21 protein-coding genes are annotated in these 21,444 nt (G+C 73.3%); 16 read left to right on the forward strand and 5 right to left on the reverse strand.

Going from position 1 to position 21,444, the window contains the following annotated elements; all coding sequences use genetic code 11:
- Window position 1: 1 nt before the first annotated feature.
- Window positions 2-1,009, reverse strand: coding sequence for a phosphodiesterase (locus ABKW26_RS15280; protein WP_348594702.1), 1,008 nt, complete (start codon window positions 1,007-1,009; stop codon window positions 2-4).
- A 132-nt stretch (window positions 1,010-1,141) separates the two neighbouring features.
- Here ABKW26_RS15280 and ABKW26_RS15285 point away from each other — a divergent pair, with 132 nt between their 5' ends.
- Both ABKW26_RS15285 and ABKW26_RS15290 read left to right on the forward strand, forming a co-directional pair.
- Window positions 1,142-1,402, forward strand: a complete 261-nt coding sequence (locus ABKW26_RS15285; protein WP_348594703.1) for a helix-turn-helix domain-containing protein — start codon at window positions 1,142-1,144, stop codon at window positions 1,400-1,402.
- Entirely contained in the window at window positions 1,399-2,826 is a 1,428-nt protein-coding gene (locus ABKW26_RS15290; protein ID WP_348594704.1) for a type II toxin-antitoxin system HipA family toxin, read from the forward strand. Before ABKW26_RS15285 ends, ABKW26_RS15290 begins: the two co-directional genes overlap by 4 nt.
- 7 nt (window positions 2,827-2,833) lie before the next feature.
- Here ABKW26_RS15290 and ABKW26_RS15295 read toward each other — a convergent pair whose 3' ends face one another.
- Together ABKW26_RS15295 and ABKW26_RS15300 are read right to left on the reverse strand one after the other, a co-directional pair.
- On the reverse strand, window positions 2,834-3,652 hold the full coding sequence (locus ABKW26_RS15295) for an alpha/beta hydrolase fold domain-containing protein (RefSeq protein WP_348594705.1): 819 nt from the start codon (window positions 3,650-3,652) through the stop codon (window positions 2,834-2,836).
- Between the two features lie 53 nt (window positions 3,653-3,705).
- On the reverse strand, window positions 3,706-4,242 hold the full coding sequence (locus tag ABKW26_RS15300; RefSeq protein ID WP_348594707.1) for a GNAT family N-acetyltransferase: 537 nt from the start codon (window positions 4,240-4,242) through the stop codon (window positions 3,706-3,708).
- 122 nt (window positions 4,243-4,364) lie between these two features.
- On the opposite strand from ABKW26_RS15300, the gene ABKW26_RS15305 reads away from it, so the two are divergent.
- A complete protein-coding gene (locus ABKW26_RS15305; RefSeq protein ID WP_348594708.1) occupies window positions 4,365-5,573 on the forward strand; it encodes an FAD-dependent oxidoreductase in 1,209 nt (402 codons plus the stop codon).
- Between the two features lie 35 nt (window positions 5,574-5,608).
- Here ABKW26_RS15305 and ABKW26_RS15310 read toward each other — a convergent pair whose 3' ends face one another.
- Both ABKW26_RS15310 and ABKW26_RS15315 read right to left on the reverse strand, forming a co-directional pair.
- Window positions 5,609-6,043 carry a hypothetical protein gene (locus ABKW26_RS15310; protein ID WP_348594709.1) on the reverse strand — a complete coding sequence of 145 codons (435 nt, stop codon included), beginning with the start codon at window positions 6,041-6,043 and terminating at the stop codon, window positions 5,609-5,611.
- Between the two features lie 46 nt (window positions 6,044-6,089).
- Entirely contained in the window at window positions 6,090-6,296 is a 207-nt protein-coding gene (locus ABKW26_RS15315) for a hypothetical protein (RefSeq protein ID WP_348594711.1), read from the reverse strand.
- Between the two features lie 259 nt (window positions 6,297-6,555).
- Between ABKW26_RS15315 and ABKW26_RS15320 the strand changes: the two genes are divergently transcribed.
- The 13 genes from ABKW26_RS15320 to ABKW26_RS15380 all read left to right on the forward strand — a co-directional run bounded on the left by ABKW26_RS15320 (window position 6,556) and on the right by ABKW26_RS15380 (window position 21,405).
- Window positions 6,556-7,506, forward strand: coding sequence for a BTAD domain-containing putative transcriptional regulator (locus tag ABKW26_RS15320; protein WP_348594712.1), 951 nt, complete (start codon window positions 6,556-6,558; stop codon window positions 7,504-7,506).
- A gap of 151 nt (window positions 7,507-7,657) precedes the next feature.
- Window positions 7,658-8,890, forward strand: a complete 1,233-nt coding sequence (locus ABKW26_RS15325) for a hypothetical protein (protein ID WP_348594713.1) — start codon at window positions 7,658-7,660, stop codon at window positions 8,888-8,890.
- A 38-nt stretch (window positions 8,891-8,928) separates the two neighbouring features.
- Complete coding sequence (locus tag ABKW26_RS15330; protein ID WP_348594715.1) at window positions 8,929-10,617, forward strand: phage tail sheath subtilisin-like domain-containing protein; 1,689 nt, start codon at window positions 8,929-8,931, stop codon at window positions 10,615-10,617.
- Between the two features lie 18 nt (window positions 10,618-10,635).
- On the forward strand, window positions 10,636-11,154 hold the full coding sequence (locus ABKW26_RS15335; protein WP_348594717.1) for a hypothetical protein: 519 nt from the start codon (window positions 10,636-10,638) through the stop codon (window positions 11,152-11,154).
- Between the two features lie 55 nt (window positions 11,155-11,209).
- On the forward strand, window positions 11,210-11,668 hold the full coding sequence (locus tag ABKW26_RS15340) for a hypothetical protein (protein ID WP_348594718.1): 459 nt from the start codon (window positions 11,210-11,212) through the stop codon (window positions 11,666-11,668).
- The gene (locus ABKW26_RS15345) at window positions 11,665-13,137 is read left to right on the forward strand and encodes a hypothetical protein (RefSeq protein ID WP_348594720.1); all 1,473 of its coding nucleotides are present in this window, start codon (window positions 11,665-11,667) and stop codon (window positions 13,135-13,137) included. Before ABKW26_RS15340 ends, ABKW26_RS15345 begins: the two co-directional genes overlap by 4 nt.
- 1 nt (window position 13,138) lies before the next feature.
- Window positions 13,139-13,681 carry a DNA circularization N-terminal domain-containing protein gene (locus ABKW26_RS15350; RefSeq protein WP_348594722.1) on the forward strand — a complete coding sequence of 181 codons (543 nt, stop codon included), beginning with the start codon at window positions 13,139-13,141 and terminating at the stop codon, window positions 13,679-13,681.
- A gap of 49 nt (window positions 13,682-13,730) precedes the next feature.
- Window positions 13,731-14,147 (forward strand): hypothetical protein, encoded by a 417-nt coding sequence (locus ABKW26_RS15355; protein ID WP_348594723.1) that lies wholly within the window; start codon window positions 13,731-13,733, stop codon window positions 14,145-14,147.
- 32 nt (window positions 14,148-14,179) lie between these two features.
- Window positions 14,180-18,247, forward strand: a complete 4,068-nt coding sequence (locus ABKW26_RS15360; protein WP_348594725.1) for a peptidoglycan-binding protein — start codon at window positions 14,180-14,182, stop codon at window positions 18,245-18,247.
- A complete protein-coding gene (locus ABKW26_RS15365; RefSeq protein ID WP_348594727.1) occupies window positions 18,244-19,131 on the forward strand; it encodes a hypothetical protein in 888 nt (295 codons plus the stop codon). Before ABKW26_RS15360 ends, ABKW26_RS15365 begins: the two co-directional genes overlap by 4 nt.
- Before the next feature lies 1 nt (window position 19,132).
- Window positions 19,133-20,218: a hypothetical protein gene (locus ABKW26_RS15370; RefSeq protein ID WP_348594728.1), complete on the forward strand. Its 1,086-nt coding sequence runs from the start codon at window positions 19,133-19,135 to the stop codon at window positions 20,216-20,218.
- Entirely contained in the window at window positions 20,215-21,021 is an 807-nt protein-coding gene (locus ABKW26_RS15375) for a phage baseplate assembly protein V (RefSeq protein ID WP_348594730.1), read from the forward strand. The genes ABKW26_RS15370 and ABKW26_RS15375 overlap by 4 nt, the downstream gene beginning before the upstream one ends.
- A 48-nt stretch (window positions 21,022-21,069) precedes the next feature.
- Complete coding sequence (locus tag ABKW26_RS15380) at window positions 21,070-21,405, forward strand: hypothetical protein (RefSeq protein WP_348594731.1); 336 nt, start codon at window positions 21,070-21,072, stop codon at window positions 21,403-21,405.
- Window positions 21,406-21,444: the final 39 nt, after the last annotated feature.

Here is a 21,444-nt window from a genome sequence, read left to right on the forward strand (position 1 = left end):
GTCAGTCGCCCGACGGCTGCGCTCCCGACGGCTCCGCTCCCGACGGCTCCGCGCCCGACGGCTCCGCGCCCGACGGCTCCGCGCCCGACGGCTCTGCGCCGAGGTTGAACGGCGAGCGCTTGCTCGAGAACATCTCCAGGCGCTGCTCCGGCGTCATCGCCTCGATCGTCGCGCGGTGCTCGGAGGAGAAGCCGGAGACCTCGACGGGCTCGGCGATCGGCACGAGCGAGTGGACGACCCGGTCCGGGTAGGCGTGGACGATGGTCATGGACTGCCCGGAGTCCACCCCGGAGAGCAGCCGCTCGTGGGCGCTGAGGTCGAGCGTGTAGCAGGTGGCGGCAGCCACGGACACGGGGATCCCGGCGACGAGGCTGTGCGTCGAGTAGTGCAGGTGCCCGGCGAGGACGCCCCGGACGTCGGTGCCCTCGATGACGCGGGCGAAGCGGTCCTGCTGCTGCAGCTCGAGCATGTCCATCGCCCACAGGAGCGGCGTCGGGATCGGTGGGTGGTGCATCGCGACGAGCGTCCCGTGGGGTGCGGGCGTCGTGAGGACGTCGGCGAGCCAGTCGAGCTGCGCGTCCGTGAGGTCGCCGTGGTGGTAGCCGACGACGCTCGTGTCGAGCGAGACGATGCGCAGACCGTCGACGTCGTAGACGCGGTCCTGGGGCTCGTCGGAGCCGGCCTCGTCGAACAGGCCCTGGGAGTAGCGCAGCCGCTCGTCGTGGTTGCCCATGACCCAGACGACCTGCGCGCCCATCCGGGCGGCGACAGGCTCGACGACCGCTCGCAGCCGCGCGTAGGCCTCGGGCTCCCCGCGGTCCGCGAGGTCGCCCGTGAAGACGAGCGCCTGCGGACGGATGTCCGACCGCTCGAGCTGGCGCAGCGCCCGTTCGAGGTTCGCCTGGGTGTCGACCGCGTCGTAGAGCCTGCGGTTCCCGGCGAGGAAGTGGGTGTCGCTGATGTGGGCGACGGCGTGCGAGGGCGCGGGGTGCTGTCCGAGCTGGGTCACGTCCTTCACCTTAGCCACAGGGAGGAGGGTGGGCGAGGAGTCGCGCGACCGAGGCGGCGTGTCACGGATCCATGACATGCGCGAAAGTCATAGAGCCGTGACCTTATGCAAAGTCATGGTATCGTGACAGTCGTGGTGACCGTGACGAACGCGCCAGAGCTGGGGGCGCAGCTGCGCGCGGCGCGTCGCGAGGCTGGGCTGACCCAGGCGCAGGTCGCGGCGTCGGCGAAAGTCTCCCGCGCCTTCGTCATCGATCTCGAGCAGGGTAAGCGCCCCGGCGCAGAGCTGTCCCGGGTGCTGGCCGTCGCACGCGCGCTGCACCTGTCGTTCGCCCTGGTGGAGGATGCGCGGCCATCCTTCGACGCCGCCCTCGACGATCTGCTCAGCTCATGACAAAGGTCACCGAGCTCGCGTTCGCGCTCTACGGGCGTCGCGCAGGCACGATCGTCCGCGATCGGAACAGGATCGGGCTGAGCTACGACACGGCGTACCTGGGTGCGGCCAACCCGACCCCGTTGTCCCTCTCGATGCCGCTCTCCGCGGATGTGTACCCAACCCGGTCCGTCGAGGCGTTCCTCAAGGGGTTGTTGCCCGACCACGAGGAGGTCCGAACCCGATGGGCACGACGCTTCCAGGTCAGCCCAGGGGACACCCTCGGCCTGATCGCGGCCATCGGCGCGGATACTGCGGGCGCGGCGGTGTTCGCCGCACCGGACGAGCTCGACGACCTCCTCGCTCGGCCGGGAGCCGTCGAGCCGCTCTCCGAGGTCGACATCGCCGGCCGCTTGCGCCAGCTGCGCCAGGACGACGGTGCTTGGCACGACGAGCATGACGAGCACTGGAGCCTGGCGGGTGGGCAGGGCAAGTTCGCGCTCGTCCGCCGTGCGGACGGCGGCTGGGGTCTGCCGTCCGGCAGCGTGGCCTCGACCCACATCATCAAGCCTGGGATCTCCAGGATCCGCTCGCAGGCGCTCGCCGAGCACGTGAGCATGCGTGCGCTCGGCCTGCTCGGCCTGGACGTGGCGACGACCGAGCACGTCCTGTTCGACGACCAGCCCGCGATCGTCGTCACGCGCTACGACCGACGCCCGAACCAGGCCGGGACGGTCGTGCGGATCCACCAGGAGGACATGGTCCAGACCTTCGCGATGGACCCCCGCCGCAAGTACGAGGCTGATCGAGGACCAGGTGTCGGTGCGATCATCAAGCGTCTCCGCACCGCGGCCGACGACGACTCCGCCGCGCGCTTCACCGATGCCACGATCGCCGGCTACCTGCTTGGTGCCCCCGATGGCCACGCGAAGAACTACTCGATGCTGCTGCTGGGGCGCACCGCGCGGCTGGCCCCCTTGTACGACGTCTCGACGGGGCTCGTCCCGAGCGCGACGGGCAGGCTCCGCTACACGTCTGCTGCGATGTCGATCGGCGGGGAGAAGGCGTTCGGCGAGGTCGAGGCGAAGCACTGGGTGCGCTTTGCGAAGGTCGTCGGGCAACCGGAGGAGGCGATCCTTCAGAGGGTCCGGAGCCTTGCCGAGTCCGTGCCCGACGCCTTCCGAGATGCGATCCGCGAGCTTCCGCGCAGCGAGGAAGCCACCTTCCTGTCCGCGGTCGTCCTGCCGAGCATCGCGGCGCTGGACGCGCAGACGGTCACTGGCCTCACGTCCAGCCGTCGGACCGGCGGACGGGTCGTCGTGCCCTTCGTCCGGACTCTGGAAGCGACGCCGGTGACCGGCACGGAGGCGGATCCGGATGACGGAATCGAGCCGGGTGACGAGATCGACACGTGGGACGGCGGCCCGGTCGCGTCACACCGGTAGGGAGGCGTCAGAAGCCTGCGGCCGCCAGCCAGCGCACGAACGCTTCGAACCAGTCGTCCGACGGCGCACCCTGGGGACGGGCGCCGAAACCGTGGCCGCCCCGGGCGTAGGCGTGGGCCTCGACGGCACCCCCGGCGCGTCGCCAGGCGTCGTAGATCCGCAGGCACGGGTCGACGATGGTGTCGCCGAGGCCGTCGTCCGTGGCCCAGGCGAGGAACATCGGCGGCGCGGGATCGGGAACCACGAGCTCGTCCCACCAGGCCGGGTACACCGGTGCGACGAAGGATGGCCGGTCCGCAGGGTTCGCGTCGACCGTGGTCACGAGAGAGACGAACGCACCGGCGGAGAAGCCGAGCATGCCGAGGCGGTCCGGGTCGACGCCCCAGGTCTCGGCGTTCCCCCGGACGGTCCGCAGGGCGGCGGTGCCGTCGGTCAGCGCCGGCGCGCGCCGCTCCTGCGAGATCTCGCCGAGGATCGAGCGGTCGGCGAAGGCCCGCTGCATGAGGGCGTCGAGCTCCACCACGTCGAGCGGGGTCGGAGCGAGGCGGTAGTGGAGCACGAACGCGGCGACCCCACGCTCCGCGAGCCGCTGCGCCACGTTCGCCCCCTCGTTGTCCGCCGCGAGGAAGTGGAGGGCGCCGCCCGGCGAGACGACCACGCCCGTCCCCGTCCGCACCGACGCGTCCGGGAGGAACGGTGTGAGCGTCGGGACGCTGACGTTGCGCAGCATCCGGTCGCGACCGGTGGGGTCGTCCGGGTCACGGAGCGTGATCGCGGTGTCCACGACGTCGTGGTCTCCCAGCCGGACAGGTGCCAGGCGCTGCATGTGCTCTCCTCGGGCGTCGCGGTGCTCTCGGTGGTCTCGGTCGACGGTCGGGTCTACGCGAGGTCCTTGCTCAGGACGACGAGCTGCAACCCGTCGCGCAGGATCTCGATCATGTCGGCGTCCGCGGGCGGGAACGGCTCGAGGTCGCCGGTCGGCCGATAGCCGCGGCGCCCGTAGTACGCGAGGAGCTCCGGGCGGGCGTCGAGCACCGTCATCGTCAGCTCGGCCAGCTGCCACTCCTCGCGGGCCACGCGCTCGGCCTCTGCGAGGAGCCGGCTGCCGACGCCGTTGCCCTGCGTCGTGGGCCGGACGGCGAAGAGACCGAAGTACGCGGCGCGGTCCGAGATCCGGGTGACGTGCGCGCAGCCGAAGACCTCACCGCCCGACTCCGCGAGGACGATCCGGCTGCCGGGGCGCTCGATGTCGGCCCGGAGCATCTCCACGTCCGCCCGCGGCCCACCGACGAGGTCCGTCTCGGTGGTCCAGCCGGCGCGGCTCGCGTCACCGCGGTACGCCGAGTTCACGAGCGCGACGACAGCCGGGAGGTCGGCACTCGTCGCGGGGCGGAAGGTCAGCGCGTCGGACAGCACCCGACGACGATAGCGCCCTGCACGTTCGCGGTGTGGTCAGCGCGGTCGCACCGCACCGCTGGGCGCTACCGTCGACCGGACGCCAGACCCCTACCGGTCGGCGACGGGAGGAGCGGGGACGAATGAGCGCGGAACAGGTGGAACGGGTCGACGTGGTCGTCGTCGGGGGCGGGGTCATGGGCTCGGCCGCCGCCTGGGAGCTCGCGCGCCGCGGGCGCGACGTCGTCCTCCTCGAACGCTTCGGTCCCGGTCACGCGAACGGCGCCTCCCACGGCGCGTCCCGCATCTACCGCACCACCTACGGGCAGCCCGAGTACCTCGACCTCGCCCAGGAGGCGCTCGGCCTGTGGCGCGAGCTCGAGCGGGAGTCGGGCCTCGACGTCCTCACCCTCACCGGCGGCGTGAGCCACGGCCTGCCCCGCCGCGACGACATCGCCGCCGCCTTCGACGCCCGCGGCGTCCCCTACGAGTGGCTCCACCCCGAGGAGGCCGCCGAGCGGTGGCCCGGACTGCGCTTCGAGGGCTCGGTCCTCCACGAGCCGAGCACCGCCGGTCGCGTCCACGCCGACCGCGCGGTCGAGGCGTTCCAGGCGGTCGCTCGCGCTCGCGGCGCAGACATCCGGCACGACGTGCGAGTCCGCAGCATCCTGCCCGTCGCGGGCGGTGTCCGCGTGAGCACCGACGACGGCGAGCTCCTCGCGCAGCGCGTCGTGCTTGCCGCCGGGGGATGGGTCGACCAGCTCCTCCCCGGGGCGCTCGGCGGGGGTCTCGGCGCGGACTCGCGTGCCGGAGAGCGCGCGGACGGGGCCGCGGTGCTGCCCGTCGTCGTCACGCAGGAGCAGCCTGCCCACTTCCAGCTCCGCGCCGGGGCACCGGCCGAGGACTCGTGGCCGAGCTTCACCCACAGCCCGTCACCCGACCTCCTCGGTCCTGGCCGGACCTGGCCGGCGGAGGCGTACGGCATGGCGACGCCCGGGGAGGGCATCAAGGTCGGGCTGCACGGCGTCGGCGTCGTCACGGACCCGGACCGGCGCTCGTTCCTCGCCGAGCCAGAACGCCTCGCGACCCTGCAGTCCTACGTGGCGCAGTGGGTCCCGGGCGTCGACCCGGACGACCTCGTCCCGGTCTCCTGCACGTACACGACCACGCCGGACGAGGACTTCGTCCTCGACAGGGTGGGCCGTGTGGTCGTCGCCGCAGGGTTCTCCGGGCACGGCTTCAAGTTCGGTCCGGCGATCGGGCGGGTCCTCGCGGACCTCGCGACCGAGCCCGTGGACACCCCGGCGGGATCATCAGCGGCCCGCTTCGCCCTGGCCCGCTTCACGAGCTGACGCCACCGCCCGACGGCCCCGCCTCGGCGGGTGGGTCAGGTCGTCAGGTCGGCCGTCGAGACCGCGATGATCGAGCGGAACGTCTGCTCGACAGCGTCGGCGTCCTGCGGGCCTTCCCCGGCCGGCTCGTCACCGCTCTCGATGGCGAAGATGGTGAGGGGCTTGGCCGTCGTCGCACCCTGACCGTAGCTGTAGTACAGCCAGAGCGGAGCCTCGTTGCGCAAGAGGTCGTACAGGCGGTCGAAGTCGCTGAACGGGACCTGTGCGAGGACCTCGATCCCGTCGGCGTTCGCCCCTCCGACGTTCGTGACCCACCCTCCGAGCTCGGTGTACGCCGGGAAGAGGAAGAGGGTCGCGGTGTTCTGGATGCCGTGGGCCAGCACCGGACCGGTGATCGAGATCCGCGCGAACGGGCCTGCGCTGTTGCGTGCGACCCGCACGGTGTACGACTCGATACGGATGGTAGGCATGGGACTGCTCCGTTCAGGGAAGGGTTCTGCCACGTGGAGAGACGGTTCAGACGCTGCGCAGCTCGATCGTCGCGAAGGACGCCACGTACTGGTGGGCGTCGACCCGGCGGGCCTGCAGGAGCGGCATGTAGGCGATCGCGTCGCCCTCGAGCATCGACTCCGTCGTGAAGTCGTGCCCGTCCGTGTAGTGGTAGACGAGGCACACGTGCGCGGTCGGGTCGACCACGGTGTGCGCTGTCCCAGCGATGACCATGACACTCACCTCCACCGGGCGACGCCGTCGTCGCCCTCTACACAGGAAGGAGGGGGCAGGGCGCTCCTTGTGACGCGTCCTCACCCGCAGACCACCCTGAGGTCACCCGCGGACCGAGACCGGACATATTGACCACGGCGGGGCGGGCGCGCACGCTGAAGGTGCGCGAGATCGGTGCACCGAGGGCAGTGCGGCCCCGCGAGCACCACAGCAGCGGGTTCGGGAGCCGGTGCCCGGCGGACGACGATGGTGGGTTGGTGTGACTGCCCAGAGCGAGCTCCAGGTCATGCTCCTCGGCGCGTTCACCGCGTCGGAGGATCACCAGCCCCTGCGCGCCCCCGTCCTGCACAAGGCCGCGGACCTCTTGGCGCTCGTCCTCCTCGCCCCCGGTCGCAGGGTCCTGCGGGAGGCTGCGGCCGAGACGCTGTGGCCCGACGCGGGCGGCGAGCAGTCACGCAAGTCCATCCGGCAGGCGCTGTGGCAGATCCACCGCGCCACCGACGACGGGCTCACTGGCGACGACCGACTCGTCGTCAGCGACGGTGAGACCGTCGGCATCAACCCTGGCCGGTCCCTGTGGGTCGACGCCGCCGTCTTCAGCCAGGCAGTGCGCCGCGCCCAGGAACCCGCCCCGCTCGACGAGGCCGAGCTCGTCCGCCTCGCCGCGGCCGCCGACCTCTACCGTGGCCCGCTCCACGCCGGGTGCTACGACGAGTGGTGCCTCGCCCCGCGCGCCCGCCTCGAGGACCGCTGCCTGACGCTCCTCGACCGCCTCAGCCGCGAGGCCGAGCGACAGGGCGCGCTCGAGTCGGCGATCGGGTGGGCGCAGCGGCTCCTCGAGATCGAGCCGGCGCACGAGCGCAGCCACCGGCGCCTCATGCGGCTCTACGTGAACCTCGGTGACCGGACCCGGGCTCTGCGCCAGCTCGCCGAGTGCCGGACCGTCCTCGCCCAGCAGCTCGGGATCCGGCCCGACGCGCTCACCGAGGAGCTCGGTGCCGCGATCCTCGCCGACCGGTTGCGCGTCGAGGCCCGGTACGACGAGACCGGTGCTCGCGACGTCCCGACGACGAGGCCCGCACCGCACGTCCCGGGCTCCGTGCAGGTGGACCTCATCGCCGCGCTCCGCACCGAGATCAGGGCGCTGCGCTCGTCGCTCGAGACGATCAGCGAGAGCCTGGGCGCGGGCACCGACCCGCGCGCCGACTGACGGCACACGCCGAAGACGCGGCGAAGACGTCCGCGAGGCGCAGCGGAGACCGTGCCGGCGCACAGTACCCACGAGACGTCGTCGACCCGGCGCGCTGTCGACGACGCACGCAGGGGAACCACGCAGGGGAACGCAGGGGAGCGGACGTGGCATGTCGCAGCAGCCGCAGAGCGAGGCAGGCACCAGACCTGTCGTCGCGCGGTCCTTCCTCGTCCGGGCGCTGCTCGAGGACGACGAGGTGCCGCCGCCCGCCGCGGCCTGGCACGGGTTCGTCACCGATCTCCAGACCGGTGTGCGCAGCGCCTGGCAGCGGCCCGGAGACATCTCGCGCTTCGTCGGGCACCGGCTCGCCGCGCCGGGCCTCGGAGTGGTCGCAGCCCCGGGCGGGAGCGGGACGATGAGCTCGCCCGCGCTCGCGGACGTCGTCTCGAGCATGCTCGCCGAGCTCGGTGCGCGGCTGCCGGCGGCCGCCGCGACGGTTCCCGTCCCGAACGTCACGCTCGAGCAGGTGGTGCGCCGACCTGTCGGGCTGGGCGACCTCGTCGGCTCGGAACCGACCGCTGCCGCCGGCGCCCGCACCATCCGGGGCGGGCGGCTCGACGCGCGCGTCCGCTTCCAGGTGTGGGCCGCGACGTCGCCCGACGTCGACGCCGCCATGCTCACGCTCCACTCGACGCTCCTCGACGACACCCAGGACCTCCGCAGCGCGGGCTTCCTCAAGCTCGCTGCCACCGGCACCACGCTCGCCGAGCACGTCCAGGTGCTCCCGGCCTGGCGCAAGGCGACGAGCTTCGACGTCGTCTACGAGTACCGCTACGCCGACGCGGACGACGCCGCGAGCCTCCTCACGACGATCCCGGTCACGACCGGCGCGCTGCCGAGCGGCCCGGGCGCGTCGCTCGACGAGACCGAGGTCGTCACCGGCCCGCTCGTGCGCTGGGACGACGAGGCGGCACCCCCGCTCGTCGTCCGGGGTCCGACCGCCGTCACCGCGATCGGAGCTCTCGCCTGGGTGCCGGGCACCGTGCCGGGCGGCTCGATCCAGATCCTCCGGACGACCGGCGGAGCGCCAGCGCCGCTCGCCGACCTCGACGCGTTCCTCGCCGCAGTCGGCGGGACCACACCCACCCACACCGAAGCGAGCGTCACGCTCGCACCGTCCGCCGCGCTCGCGGCGCTCGGAGCTCCCACGCCCGGGCCGAGCCTGGGCGACTGGGACGTCGACGCGGTGCCCGACAGCTACGCCGGGCACGAGCGTCTCCTCGACGCACCGATCGTCCTCCCCACGGGCGGCGACCGGCTCGAGATCAGCTACACCCCACCGCCGGGTCCCGCCACGGGCCTCGACCAGACCGCCGTCGTCTACCTGCACGTCCGTCCGTGACGACCGGCCGCTGACGACGGAACGAAGGAGAGGAAGCCATGACCGAGCTAGTCCTGCCCGGTGTGTTCATCGAGGTGCGCCCCGAGGGGCTCATCGTGCCCGGCGCGATCAGCGTCGGAAATCTCGGAGTCGTCGGCACCGCCGCCAAAGGGCCCGTCGGGGTCCCGCAGCTCCTCGGGAGCTACAGCGACGCGCTCGCGCGCTTCGGCCCCTACGACCCCTTCGACGCAGAGAACCCGAACGACCCGGACAAGCTCACGCTCACGAGGGCGCTCGAGCTCGCGTACCGCTTCGGGGCGCGAACCGTGTGGGCGGTGCGCGTCGCCACCAGCGGGGGAGCAGCACCCGTGCTCGCGGGGCTCGACCTCGACTCGGCGACAGGCCCGAACGTCCGCGTCGAGGCGCTGACGCCGGGGACGTGGGGGAACGAGCTCACCGTCGCGGTGTCCGCCGGCGAGGCGAACGCGCTCGTCCGCGCCGAGGAGCTGGCAGCGGCGCCCTGGGCCCTCGCGCACTCCCCGGTCCTCCCCAGCGCTGTCAACCGCATCGTCGTGCGTCCGGCGGGCGGGGGTGCGGACACGGTCGTGCCCATCGTCTACGGGGAGGCAGCCGATCCCGCCCCGGCCCCGACACAGGTCCGGCTCACGCTGTCGGACGGCACGCTGACGTTCGGGACCGAGCCCCCGGCCGGTGCCACGGTCGTCGCGACCTACACGGTCGACAAGGCCTCTGCCGTCAAGGTGACCGTCAAGCTCGGCGTCGCCACCGAGGAGGTCTACTCGGTGGTGTCGGGCGACGACCTCGTCGCCGACCTCGAGGCGTCCTCGGCGCTCGTCCGGGCCGCGCCTCTCGCGAACCCGGGCGAGGTGCCGAACATCCTCCCGCCCACCCCGCTGGCGGGCGGGACGAACGGCGCGTCGGGCGCGGACTACCAGGTGGGCCTGGACGCGCTGCTCGAGGTGGACGCCCACATCATCGTCGGCGCCGGTCAGGACACGTCGTTCGGCGACGACCTCGCGCTGCACTGCCAGAACGCCTCGGGCGACGACACGAAGCGCGAGCGGATCGCCGTCGTCGGCACGGCCGCCGAGAGCGACCGCGCACAGTTCGTCCAGGACACCTCGGCGCACACGATCAACAGCGACCGTGTGGTCCTCGTCGGTCCCGGGATCACGGTGGACGACAGGTCCGTCAGCCCGGTCGCGAAGGTGACACTGCCGGGCACCTACACCGCTGCGGCGGTCGCCGGGCTGCTCTCCGCCCGGCCGCCCCACGTGAGCCTGACGAACTCGGTGCTCGCCGTCGAAGACCTCGAGCACACGCTGTCGAGCGCGGAGCTCAAGCAGCTCCTGCTCAGCAGGGTGCTCCCGGTCGAGCGGCGCCAGGGCTTCCGGCTCGTCCGTGGCATCACGACGTCGACGAACACCGCCTGGCAGCAGATCACCACCCGGCGCATCGTCGACTACGCCAAGATGGGCGTCCGCAGCGCGGCCACCCCGTACATCGGCTCGCTCAACAACGAGCGCGTCCGCGGACGCCTCCGCGCGTCGATCAACAACGTCCTCTACGGCATGGTGCTCGACGAGATGCTCGCGCCGAAGGACGGCTACCGGCTCGCCGTCACCGCGACGCGAGACGACGAGATCCGTGGCATCGCCCGGGTCGAGATCTACCTCCGACCGACCTTCAGCATCGACTTCATCGTCGTGACGATGTTCCTCGAGTGATGCGGAAAAGGACCCCTCATGGCACTCACCGAAGTCTTCACCGGCGCGCACGGCACCCTCTCGCTCGCGAGCGAGGACACCCCCGAGGGCGCTGACGCGAAGAACGTCATCGACACGTACGCGATCGAGGCGATCGGCCGTCTCACCGGCGTGACCGTCACGGTCGACACCGCGCTCAAGGAGTTCTACGAGGTGGGCAGGCGCCACCCCGTGTCCCTGAGCCCGGGGGACATCGCGATCTCCGGGACGGTGGCGCGCGCCTACATCAACGGCGCACTCGTCACCCTCCTCCTCGGGCGCGGGGCCGCGGCGACAGCGATCGCCGAGCCCTACGTCCAGCCGTCCTTCACCATCACGCTGCTCCTCAGCGACCCGGCGCGTCCTGAGGACCCGATCTTCCTCGACGTCCGCGGCGTGAAGTTCGAGAACTGGCGGTTCACGCTCCCCGAGGACGACTTCGTCCTCGAGAGCCTGTGCTTCCGGGCGCTGTCGGTCGCCGTCATCGAGGTGCCGACCGTCGAGTTCGCGGCCGAGTGACAGCGCGCCGCAGACCACTGCACGGGCGGACCGAGGAGACGGGAGAGGACCGGACATGGCACTCACAGCGGAGGACCTGCTCGCCGGGAGCGCGCTCACCCACGAGGTGACGCTGCCCCCGGGAGGGCCGCCCGGTGCACCGTCGGGCACGGTGACGGTGCGGCCGCTCACCGTGCGCGACGTCCAGCTCGTCGCGCACGCCGCGAAGGACGACCGGGAGCTCGCGGCGGGCCTCATGATCACGCGAGCCCTCGTCGAGCCGGTGCTCACGGTCGACCAGGCGGGGCGTCTCCCAGCCGGCCTGGCCCGCTTCCTCGTCGACACCATCAACGAGCTGAGCGGCATCGACACCCCGCGCGACCGCCTCGGCGAGCTCGTCCAGGCACCGCTCGCCAAGGCGTGCTTCGTGCTCGCCGACGAGTTCGGCTGGACCGCCGAGGACGTCGCGGGCATGACGATCGGGCAGATCCTCATGTATCTCGAGATGTCCGGAAGGGCGGCTGAGGTCGCATGAGCGCGGCACCGGTGCCGACGGCGCGGGTTCGAGCCTCGGCGCTGCCGGGGCGGTCCGGGCCGGCCGGGCTGCTCGACGCGGCTGGCGGACCCGCGCTGTGGTGCCGCAGCGTGCGCCGGGCCGTCGAACCGCTCCGGGCCGTCGACGCTGGCGTCGCGCTGTGCGCCCGGACGCCGCGACCGCCTGCGCTCGTCACCCGACCGCTCCTCGGGGACACGCTCTACGAGTGCACCGACCGGTCCCGCGCACCGGCGACGCCCGTGCCGCCGGTCCCGGAGCAGGACCCGCCGCGCGCCCCTGCTGGCCCGGACACCCGGCGCGAGACGCGGCCCGCGCCTCGGCGAGCGGACGAGGACGCCTCCAAGACTGCTCCGTCGACGGCCGGCAGGCCGCGCGGCCCGGCCCGGCCCGGGGGGCCACGACCGGTCCCGCACCCGCCCAGGCCCCCGCGTGGCGGACCTGCGGACGGCGCGGTGGGGACCGTGCTCCGCTCGCTCGCCAGGCAGGCCCCGTCCTCGCTCCCTGCAGCGCCTGCGGGCGCACCGTCCGTGCGCGCACCGCGCACGCAGACGGCCCCCGACGGCACCTCGGCACCCTCACGGCCACGGTCCCCGCTCCCCGCGGAGAGCTGCGGTGACGATCTCGCCGCGCAGACCGCCGGTCGCGTCGCGCGCACGCTCGGCGCCGCCGACCTCTCGGGACTCACGACGAGCCGGGTGCGCCGCGTCACCGGAGATCCACGGACCGCCAGCGCGCTCCGCACCGTGCTCGACCGGCTGACAGGTCGTCTGCAGGACGCCGGTGTCGCGGACCGCCAGCAGGGCGGTCCGCCGGGCTCGACGGACCGCGGCTCGACCGACCCGGGCTCGACGCGCAGGACCGAGAGCGCCTCGCCCGTCCTCGGGCTGCCGCCAGCGTCGGGCAGGCGTCGCAGACGTCGGGACCGCCCGGCGACGGAGGGAGCCGACGCCACGGCACCGCGCGCGGGGCGCGACGGCGCAGGAGGCCCGGCGGGGAGCACGGACGCCCGCCGCGGGCGGGGGAGCCCCGCCTCCCAGGCCGGCGACGGCCGCCCTCGCCGGCCCGGTCGCTCCGGAGGCGACACCGGCGAGGGCACGGACGCGGTCCTCCGTGCGCCGGACCGAGGCTCTCCCCCCTGGGCAGGCACCCACGACCGCTCCGTGCCTGCGTCTCGCCAGGGCCCGGGAGAGCTGCCCGACCGCCCAGGACGCCTCGTCGCCCTCGGCGGAGCGGGCCTCGACGACACCCCGCACGACGGCTCCACCACGGGAGCCGCACCGTCCGCGCTCGCGGGGACGCTCGGGACCACGCCCCAGCCCACCGTGTGGGACTCCTCCGGCATCGGCGGAGCAGGCGGCGCGGTGCCCGCGGTGTCTGCGCCGGTCCTCGAGCGGTTGCTCGAGCGCGTCCTCGACGATGCCGCCCGGCGGCACGGGATCGAGGTGTGACGTGCGCCCCGTCCTCGCCGGCCAGGAGCTGCCGCAGGTCCAGGACCTCACCACCCGTGACCTGCGCGCCGTCGCCGAGCACAAGGCCCCGGGCAAGGACGGGTCGATGCTGCAGAACCTCGGCCGCGCCCCGACGGGCGTGACCATCCGCGGCGTCGCGACCGGACCGGCCGCGCTCGACGTCGTCGCCCGGCTCAAGAAGGACCTGCGGACCGGGCAGCCGGTCGAGCTCGTCGCGGACATCACGACCGGGACGCGCATCGAGCAGGTGCTCCTCGACGACCTCCAGGTGCGCGAGCTCGCCGGGCAGACCGACCGCTACGCCTACGTCCTCACGCTCCGCGAGCACATCGAGCCCGTCGAGCCGGAGCCTGCGGGTGCCCTCGACGCAGACATCCTCGGCGATGCGGGCGACCTCCTCGACGGGCTGCTCGACGGCCTCGACGTCGCCCTCCCGTTCGCGAGCGGCCTCGACCGTTTCGTCACCCCGCTGAGCGACCTCCTCACACGCCTGCAGACCCTGCGGGAGGCGATCGACACCTGACACCGCGTGCCCGTCCGGACACGCGCACTATCGAAGGAGCACACCCACCATGGCCGAGCCGAACCTCTTCGAACAGCTCAAGACCGTCCTCGCGGAGTTCAAGACCTTCCTCGACGACAACGTCGCCACCATCCGTCCGGCGATCCAGGCGATCGCGGCGCTCGTGCCGCAGGTCACCGAGCTCATCGACCTGCTCACCGACCTCCTCGCCAAGCTCAAGACGGAGCTGAACAACCTCGACGTCGGGGCGATCCCCGGTCTCGGCGAGGTCGCGGAGTTCACGGCGATGATCCCGACGTTCCTGGACGCGGCGAAGAAGATCCTGCCCGACGAGGCGGCGTCGATCGACTCCATCGCCGACGTCGCGTCCGTCGTCACGGGGCTGCCGTCCGTCGACGCGGTGAAGGCCGAGCTCATCGCCCTCATCGACGCGATCAGCGTCCACCTCGTCTCCCTCAAGCCCTGACAGAGCCGACCGAGAAGAGGGAGGGAGGGGAGATGGTCCGTCCCGCGCTGGGCGACCTCGAGCTGGAGCAGGTGCAGCTCGTCGAGACCGACGAGGACCAGGCTGTCGTGCGCCACCGGGTCCCCGCGCTCGAGGGCGACTTCCTCCAGGACCTCGGCCGCCGGGGCGCGCGCCTGACGCTCACGGGTGTGCTCACAGCGCCGGAGACGAGGGAGTCCCTGGAGAAGGTGCGTGAGACGTTCCATGCGGGCGAGCCGGTCGACTTCGTCTCGGACATCTCGACCGCGACCCTCGTCGAGAAGGTCCTCGTCGAGCGGATGGACGTCCGCGAGGTGGCCGGGCGACCCAGCGCGTTCGAGTACCTGCTCACCCTTCGTGAGCTCACCGAGGCCGCTCCGGTGGACACCGAGGATGTCATCATCCCGCCGCCGCCCCCGCCCACCGTGACGGACGGGAAGCTGGCGGTGACCGTCGTCGTCGAGGGGGATCCCGGTTTCGACATGGACCGGGTGCGCGTGAGCGTGCGTGGCACGCAGGACGACGGGACGCTGCTCGACCGCGTCCTCGTGACGCGCGTGCGGCCCGACACGTGGTTCGAGGACCCCTTCCCGCCGGGGCAGTACACGGCTGAGGCGCTGGTCGACGACGCCCGCAACCCGACCCGTCAGCACGAGGTGCTCACCGGCTCCGCCGAGGTGCGTGTCGTCGAGGGCGCGACGGCGTCGGTGACGATCGTCCTGCGACGCGGGGCGAAGGTCGGCACCGTCTTCGTCATCACCTTCCACTTCGACAAGGCGTTCGTCGAGCCGTGCGAGCGGCAGGTGCTCGCGCAGGTCATCGAGCACTCGGCTGCCCACCCGGACGAGCGCCTGCTCATCGTGGGACACACGGACCGCACCGGCGGCGACCAGTACAACCAGGCGCTCTCGGAGCGTCGCGCGCGGGCGACGTTCGCGATGATGACCTTCGGGAGCGACCCGGCGCGGTCCGTCGCCGAGTGGGACGAGCTGCGCCGCACCCGGCCGTTCGGGACGATCGCGACCGTCAAGGACACGTGGGGGCGGCGCGAGTACCAGCACATCCTCCAGGACCTGGGCCGCTTCCGCGGCAACGTCGACGGCGACCTCGACCTCACCGACGCCGCCGTCCGCCAGTTCCAGGCCGACCACGGGCTCGTTCCCGACGGCGACGTCGGCGACGCGACCTGGCCGGTGCTCATCGAGGAGTACCTCGCGCACGACGCCCTCGACCTGCCCGTGGCGCGGCTCATGCCGAACGCCGACGGCCAGGGCTGCGACTCCGGGCCCCTGCGCTGGCTCGGCTGCGGGGAGCAGGACACGGTCGACCCGCGGCAGACGGCGTGGCGACAGAACCGGCGCACAGAGCTCATGTTCGTCAAGGAGTCCGTCATGCCGGCCCAGGTGCCGCGGCCGGTGACCCTCGGTCTCGACCCGGACCTGCCGACGGAGACGGGCTGGTGCCTCGACGACGGGACGGCCACCACGGTGGACGGTTTCGTGGTCCCGTGGCCCGACGCCTGCCCTGTCCCGCCGGACCAGCGGTGGTGCCGAGTGCCCGCCGAGCCGGGGACCGTCGAGGTGGTGGGCCGGATCCGCTTCGAGGACGGGAACCCGTTCGGGGGCCGCCCCTACGTGCTCATGGCGGCCGACGGCGAGTACCTCAACGGGGAGGTCCCCGCGACCACCGGTCAGGTCCACGCCGGCGTGCCGGTCCGCGGGCGGACGGGAGACGACGGGAGCTTCACGTTCCCGAGGCCGGGCGACCCGCCCGGGACGCCGGGCCCCGCACGGTTCAAGGGCCCGGGGGTGTACGTCGTCTTCGTCGACGGACCGTTCCTCCTGCGCCGTGTGGACCAGCCCCTCACGGAGGTGCGCGGGAACGCGACGTGCTTCCGGTACGACGGGAACCCGGTCGAGATCGTCGTTGTCGACCGCGCGGTCGCGTCCGTGGTGCCGACCATCACAGCGCCCGCGTTCGTCGTCGTCCGCAAGGCGCACACGACGCCCGCGCGGCGGCCTGTCGTGCTCCGGGTGAGCGAGGCGTTCACCGGCTCGGGCCGGTTCGAGCGGTCGAGCGACCTCGTGCGTTTCTTCGACGCCGTGGCGGGCGGGACGGAGCTGACCTTCGACGGTGTCGACAACGTCTTCACCGACGCGCAGCTCGTCGCCGGGGTGACGCTCTTCGCGGAAGGCCGGGCCGCGAGCGCCGCCCCCGACGACGTGACGCTCACGCTGGCCCTCACCGTCGGCGCGACGCCGGGGCTGACCGCGACGCACCGGATGACGGCCGTGGAGCTGATCCTCGACCTCCACGAGAGCCGCCGGGCGGTGGGCGTGGACCCGGCGGCGCTGTCGGAGGCGGCCAAGATCGACCCGGGCCGGTTCGTCCAGGTGCAGGACGCCGGGAACCACGCGGGCCGGGCGATGCTCACGGTGCGTCAGGTGGTGCCCGCTGCCTTCGCCGGGACGCTCGTGCTCACCCCGCTCGACGCTCGCACGCGACTGTTCGCCGCGGCGGACGAGGTCGCGGCCGCCGGGCAGGCGGCGGTGGCCACGCCCGTCCGCCTCGCGACGGCGACCGTCCCGGCCGCCGGGACCCGGTTCTGGGTCGAGGGCGCGGCCGTGAGCGGCGGGCTGCGGGACGCGGTGCTCCAGCTCGGTATCGACGCTGCCGGGACGGTCGAGCCGGACGGCGACCGGGTGCAGCTCACCGTCGTCGAGCTGAGCAACCTCACGATGACGATCCCGGGGACGCCGCCGAACACTCTGCGGCTCGGGAACGGTCCGGTCCTGCCGCACGTCGTGCCGGGGAACGTGGTGCCCGTGCCGGCGGACTTCGACGAGAACCCGAGCGTCAACGCCGCGCTGCCCTTCCTCGAGGGGTCGGTCGTGGCCGCCACGCCGATCACGCTGAGCGTCGCCGTGCGTCCCGCGGGCGTGCCGGTGCTGTGGGGGGCCCAGCGCGCCCGCGGTGTCCCGGCGGTCGACGGCGGAGACGACGCCGCGGCGGTCGTCGCGCTCAACGCGGCCCTCGCGCCGACGGTCGACCAGGACCCGGTGAACCCGTTGGCGGCGACGATGCTCACGGACAACGTCGGCACCTTCCACGTGCGCCCCTTCGTCGACGCGAACGGCACGGGCGTCTACGAGCACGGCGTCGACCGGGAGCCGAGCATCGTCCGCAACGTCGTCATCGGCCGGGTCACGCTCTTCCTCGACTCGTCCCGCGAGCCGCCCGGTACCTTCACCGTCGCTCCCATCGCGGGGAACGGGATCGCCGTCACGACGGGCAACCCGGCGTTCGACATCACGCGGCCCGAGACGGCAGGCGTCCACTTCCTCGTCCAGGCCGACCTCGTCACCGGGGGCGCGAACGGTCGTCGGTCCGCGGCCCAGTACCAGGCCGGGTGGATCAACAACGAGACGGCGCCCGAGGGCATCGTCGGGACCTTCCAGGACGACACGGGGGGTGCGCCCGTGATCCACACCGACGTGAGCGTCGTCGCGTCGAACCGCGGCCTCGCGACGGGCGGGACGGCCGGCGCGCCGGTCTTCCTGCCCGGCGACCCCGCGCCGGCGATCATCGCCCCGTCGATCCTCGACTCCGGCTTCCCTCCCGGGTTCGTGGGGATCGGGGCCGACAGCGCGACGTTCGGCGTCGGCGGCATCCGCCGACGGACCCCCCTGGCGGTCGGGGAGCGCTGGATCGTCGAGGACATCGACAGCCCGAGCGACTCGGAGCCCGGACAGCACCCCGCCGTCGCGGCGGCGACGCTGCGCCGGTTCCGCTGGGGCCTCGACTTCACCGCGAGCCTCGGCATCTGGACCAACCGCACGGGGGTGACCACCCCGACGAACGACCCGTCCGAGCGGCTCTACACCGTGCTCGTCCGCAAGCACTGGCAGCAGCGCGGCGAGTGGACCATCAACCCGGCGACCGGGGCGATCACCGTCGTCACCGCGCCGAGCAGCCGCATCACCGCGACCGACACCACCTCGCCCGCCGCCGCCGTGCCGCGACCCGTCGAGGTGCGTCACCCCGCCGTGCTCAACAACCTCGCGAGGGACGCACGCGCATGAGCACCTACGCCGTGACCTCCGAGGTGCTCGAGCCGGGCGCCGTCGTCCACGTGCTCGTCGTCGCCGCCGAGCTCGGGGAGTGGGCACCCGAGTCGGAGCTCGTCCTGCGCCGCACCGGGACCGTGACCGTCCGGCTCGTCGAGGTCCTCATGGGCCGGGTCGCCGGCGAGCCGGGCAGCGACGTGACGGTCGACGTGGTCCAGCGCAGGCCGGCGGGACGCCGACCCGTCGGGTTCCTCGGTGCCTGGTCCCACGCTCCCCTCGACGTCGGGACCACTCTCGTGGCCTTCTGCGACACGGAGGGCAGCACCGTCGTCGAGGCCCTGAGCACCGAGCACTGCACGCGGCTCACCCTCGCCGGACCGATCCTCGCCGACCTGCGCCTCGCCGCCGCGACCCAGCGCCGCGCACCGACCGCCGACCAGCTCCTCGAGACCGCCGAGCGCCACCGCGCCGACGCCGGTGCGCTCTTCGCGCGCTACGTGTGGGTCGCCGCGCGGGAGGCCCTGCGGGCGGGCGTCGAGCGCTTCGACCGGCTCATGACCCTCGCCGAGGACGAGGGCACCCGCATCGAGGCGCAAGAGGCGTACCTCGTCAGCGCGTACGAGGACCTCACGTTCACCGAGGCGTTCAGCGAGGAGCACCGGGCCCGCCTCGCCCGGGCGATGCTCCGCAGCGCCCTCGACCCGCGGCTCGGCAGGCTCCGCACGCAGCTCCTCGAGACCTACGCACCCAACCTCGTCACCGCCCCGATGCCGGCCGCGCTGCCGCCCGCCGACACCGCCCCGCCCGAGCTCCTCGACGACGTCCGCGCCGTCCTCGACGACCCTCAGGACCCGCAGGCCACCGGCCCGGCCCTGCGCGCCTGGATGGAGGAGGACTGAGATGCTCCGCCCCGCCTACCGCGTGACCATCGGCGACCACGTCGTCGACACCACCGTCGAGCCCCGCGCGAGCACCATCGTCGAGATCGTCGTGAGGCTCGACATGGGGACGCCCGCCGACGAGGTCGTCCTCGTCCAGGGACAGGTCGGCGGCCTGCGTGCGCAGCCCGGCGACACCCTCTCCGTCGACCTCGGGTACGCCTACGACGACACCGGGACCGTCCGCGTCCTCACCGGCACCGTCGTCGCCGTCCAACCCGACCTCCGCACCGTCCGCATCGTCGGCCACTCCCGCGGCGACGCCCTCCTGCGCACCCGCCTCGACCGCACCTTCGAGGACACCACCACCGGAGACGTGGTCCGGGCGCTCGCGGCCGAGGCCGGCGTGGACGTCGCCCGCGCCGAGGACGGTCCCGCCATCCATGCGTACGTCGTCGACGGCCGCCGGGACGTCGCCCGCCACGTGCGGGACCTGGCTGCGCTCGCCGGCTTCGACACGTACCTCACACCCGAGGGCGACCTCGTGTTCGAGGCGCTCGCCGGGAACCGGACCGTCCACGTCCTCGAGTACGGCGAGCACGTCCTCGAGGCCGAGCTGGACCGGGCACGGCCCGTCGCCGGGACGGTGGTCGTCATGGGGGAGAGCCCCGGCGCGTCCCGCGGCGACGAGTCGTGGGCGTGGCTGACGAAGAGCTTCGCGCAGCACCAGGGAAGCGCCGGGACCACCGCACCGACCCTCCTCCTCGAACGGTCCTCCGTGCGCACCGCCCAGGCCGCGGCCACCGCCGCGACCGCCGCGGCCGAAGCACTCGCAGCCGCCGCTCTCCGCGGACGCGTCCGCATCCAGGGCCGGCCGCAGACACGGCTGGGCGACCTCGTCCGGCTCGAGAGGTTCCCCGAGACCGCCGGGGTCGACGCCCTCGACGGCACGTACCAGGTCCGCGGCGTCGAGCACCGCGTGACCAAGACGGACGGCTTCGTCACCGACGTCGTGCTGCAGAGCCTCGTCGGAGCGGCCGCCGCCGCCGTCGCTGCCGAGGCCTCCGGAGCCGGCCCTGCAGCGACCAGCCCGGGAGGCGCACCGTGAGCACCATCGTCGACACCATCGCCGCGATCGTCCGCCACGAGCTCGCGGCCGTGCGCACCACCGAGCTCGGCGTCGTCGAGGACGTCCACCCGCACTCCGCGGCGGACGACGACGACAACTACGGGGTCGACGTCACCCTCAAGAACAGCGGCCTCGCGCTGCGCCGCGTCCCCGTGGGCACCGGGCACATCGGCACGGTCGGCATCCCCAACGTCGGCGACCTCGTCCTCGTCGCGTTCGACCACGGCGACGTCAACAGCCCCGTCGTCATCGCGCGCCTCTACGACGACGCGGACCGCCCGCCGACCTCGACCACGGACGAGGTGGTGCTGCGCCTCCCGCTCGCCGCAGCCGACGACAAGAGCGTCCTCGCCGCCCTGCGCAACCACCCCGACGCCGACCCGGTCCGCGAGCTCGTCATCGAGATGCCCCCGAAGATCACCGTCCGCATCATCGACGGCACCGTCACCGCGACCGCCGGGCAGACCGAGCTGCGCCTCGACCAGAGCGGCACGAGCGGCGGGGTGGTCCACGTGAAGTCCGGCACCACGACGCTGACGATGGACCAGGACGGGGACGTGAGCCTCGAGTCCGCCCGCTCCGTCACCCTCGAGGCCAGCGCCGACCTGACGCTGCGCGCGGGCGGCTCGGTGACGATCGACGCCGGGTCGTCGCTCACGGCGAGCGCGCGCACCACCGCCACCCTCAAGGGCTCCGTCCAGGCGTCCGTCGAGGGCGGCACGGGTGCGACCCTCCAGGGCGCGTCCGTGACCGTCAAGGGACAGACGACGTTCACACCCTGAACCACCACGACCAGCGACGACCAGCGACGACCTGAGGAGGCGAGACCCGTGCCAGGACCACCGGTGACCATCGGCGCGACCGTCGTCGTGACGCCCGGCGCGGCCGGCGCACCCGACTCCGGGACGATCGTCGCCGTCCTCCCACCGGTCGTCCTCGCCGGAGGGATGCCGCTCGCCACGAGCGGGTCGATCTGCATGATGGTCAACTCCGTCACCGGGGTGCCGTACCCGCTCGTGGTCGGCACGGTGGGCGCGAGCGCGGGCGTGACGGTCGGCGGGCGGGGGCTCGTCCGGGTCGGCGACCGCATCCCGTCGCCGCCGGGGGTCCTCCTCGTCGTCGGGCCTCCTGCCGCGACCTTCGTCACCGACGGGTGGCCGCCATGAGCCCGTCACCCTCACCGCACCCGTCCGCCGAGCACCACC

The organism is Sanguibacter sp. 25GB23B1 (genome assembly GCF_040012415.1).
In the GTDB taxonomy this organism is placed as follows: domain Bacteria; phylum Actinomycetota; class Actinomycetes; order Actinomycetales; family Cellulomonadaceae; genus Sanguibacter.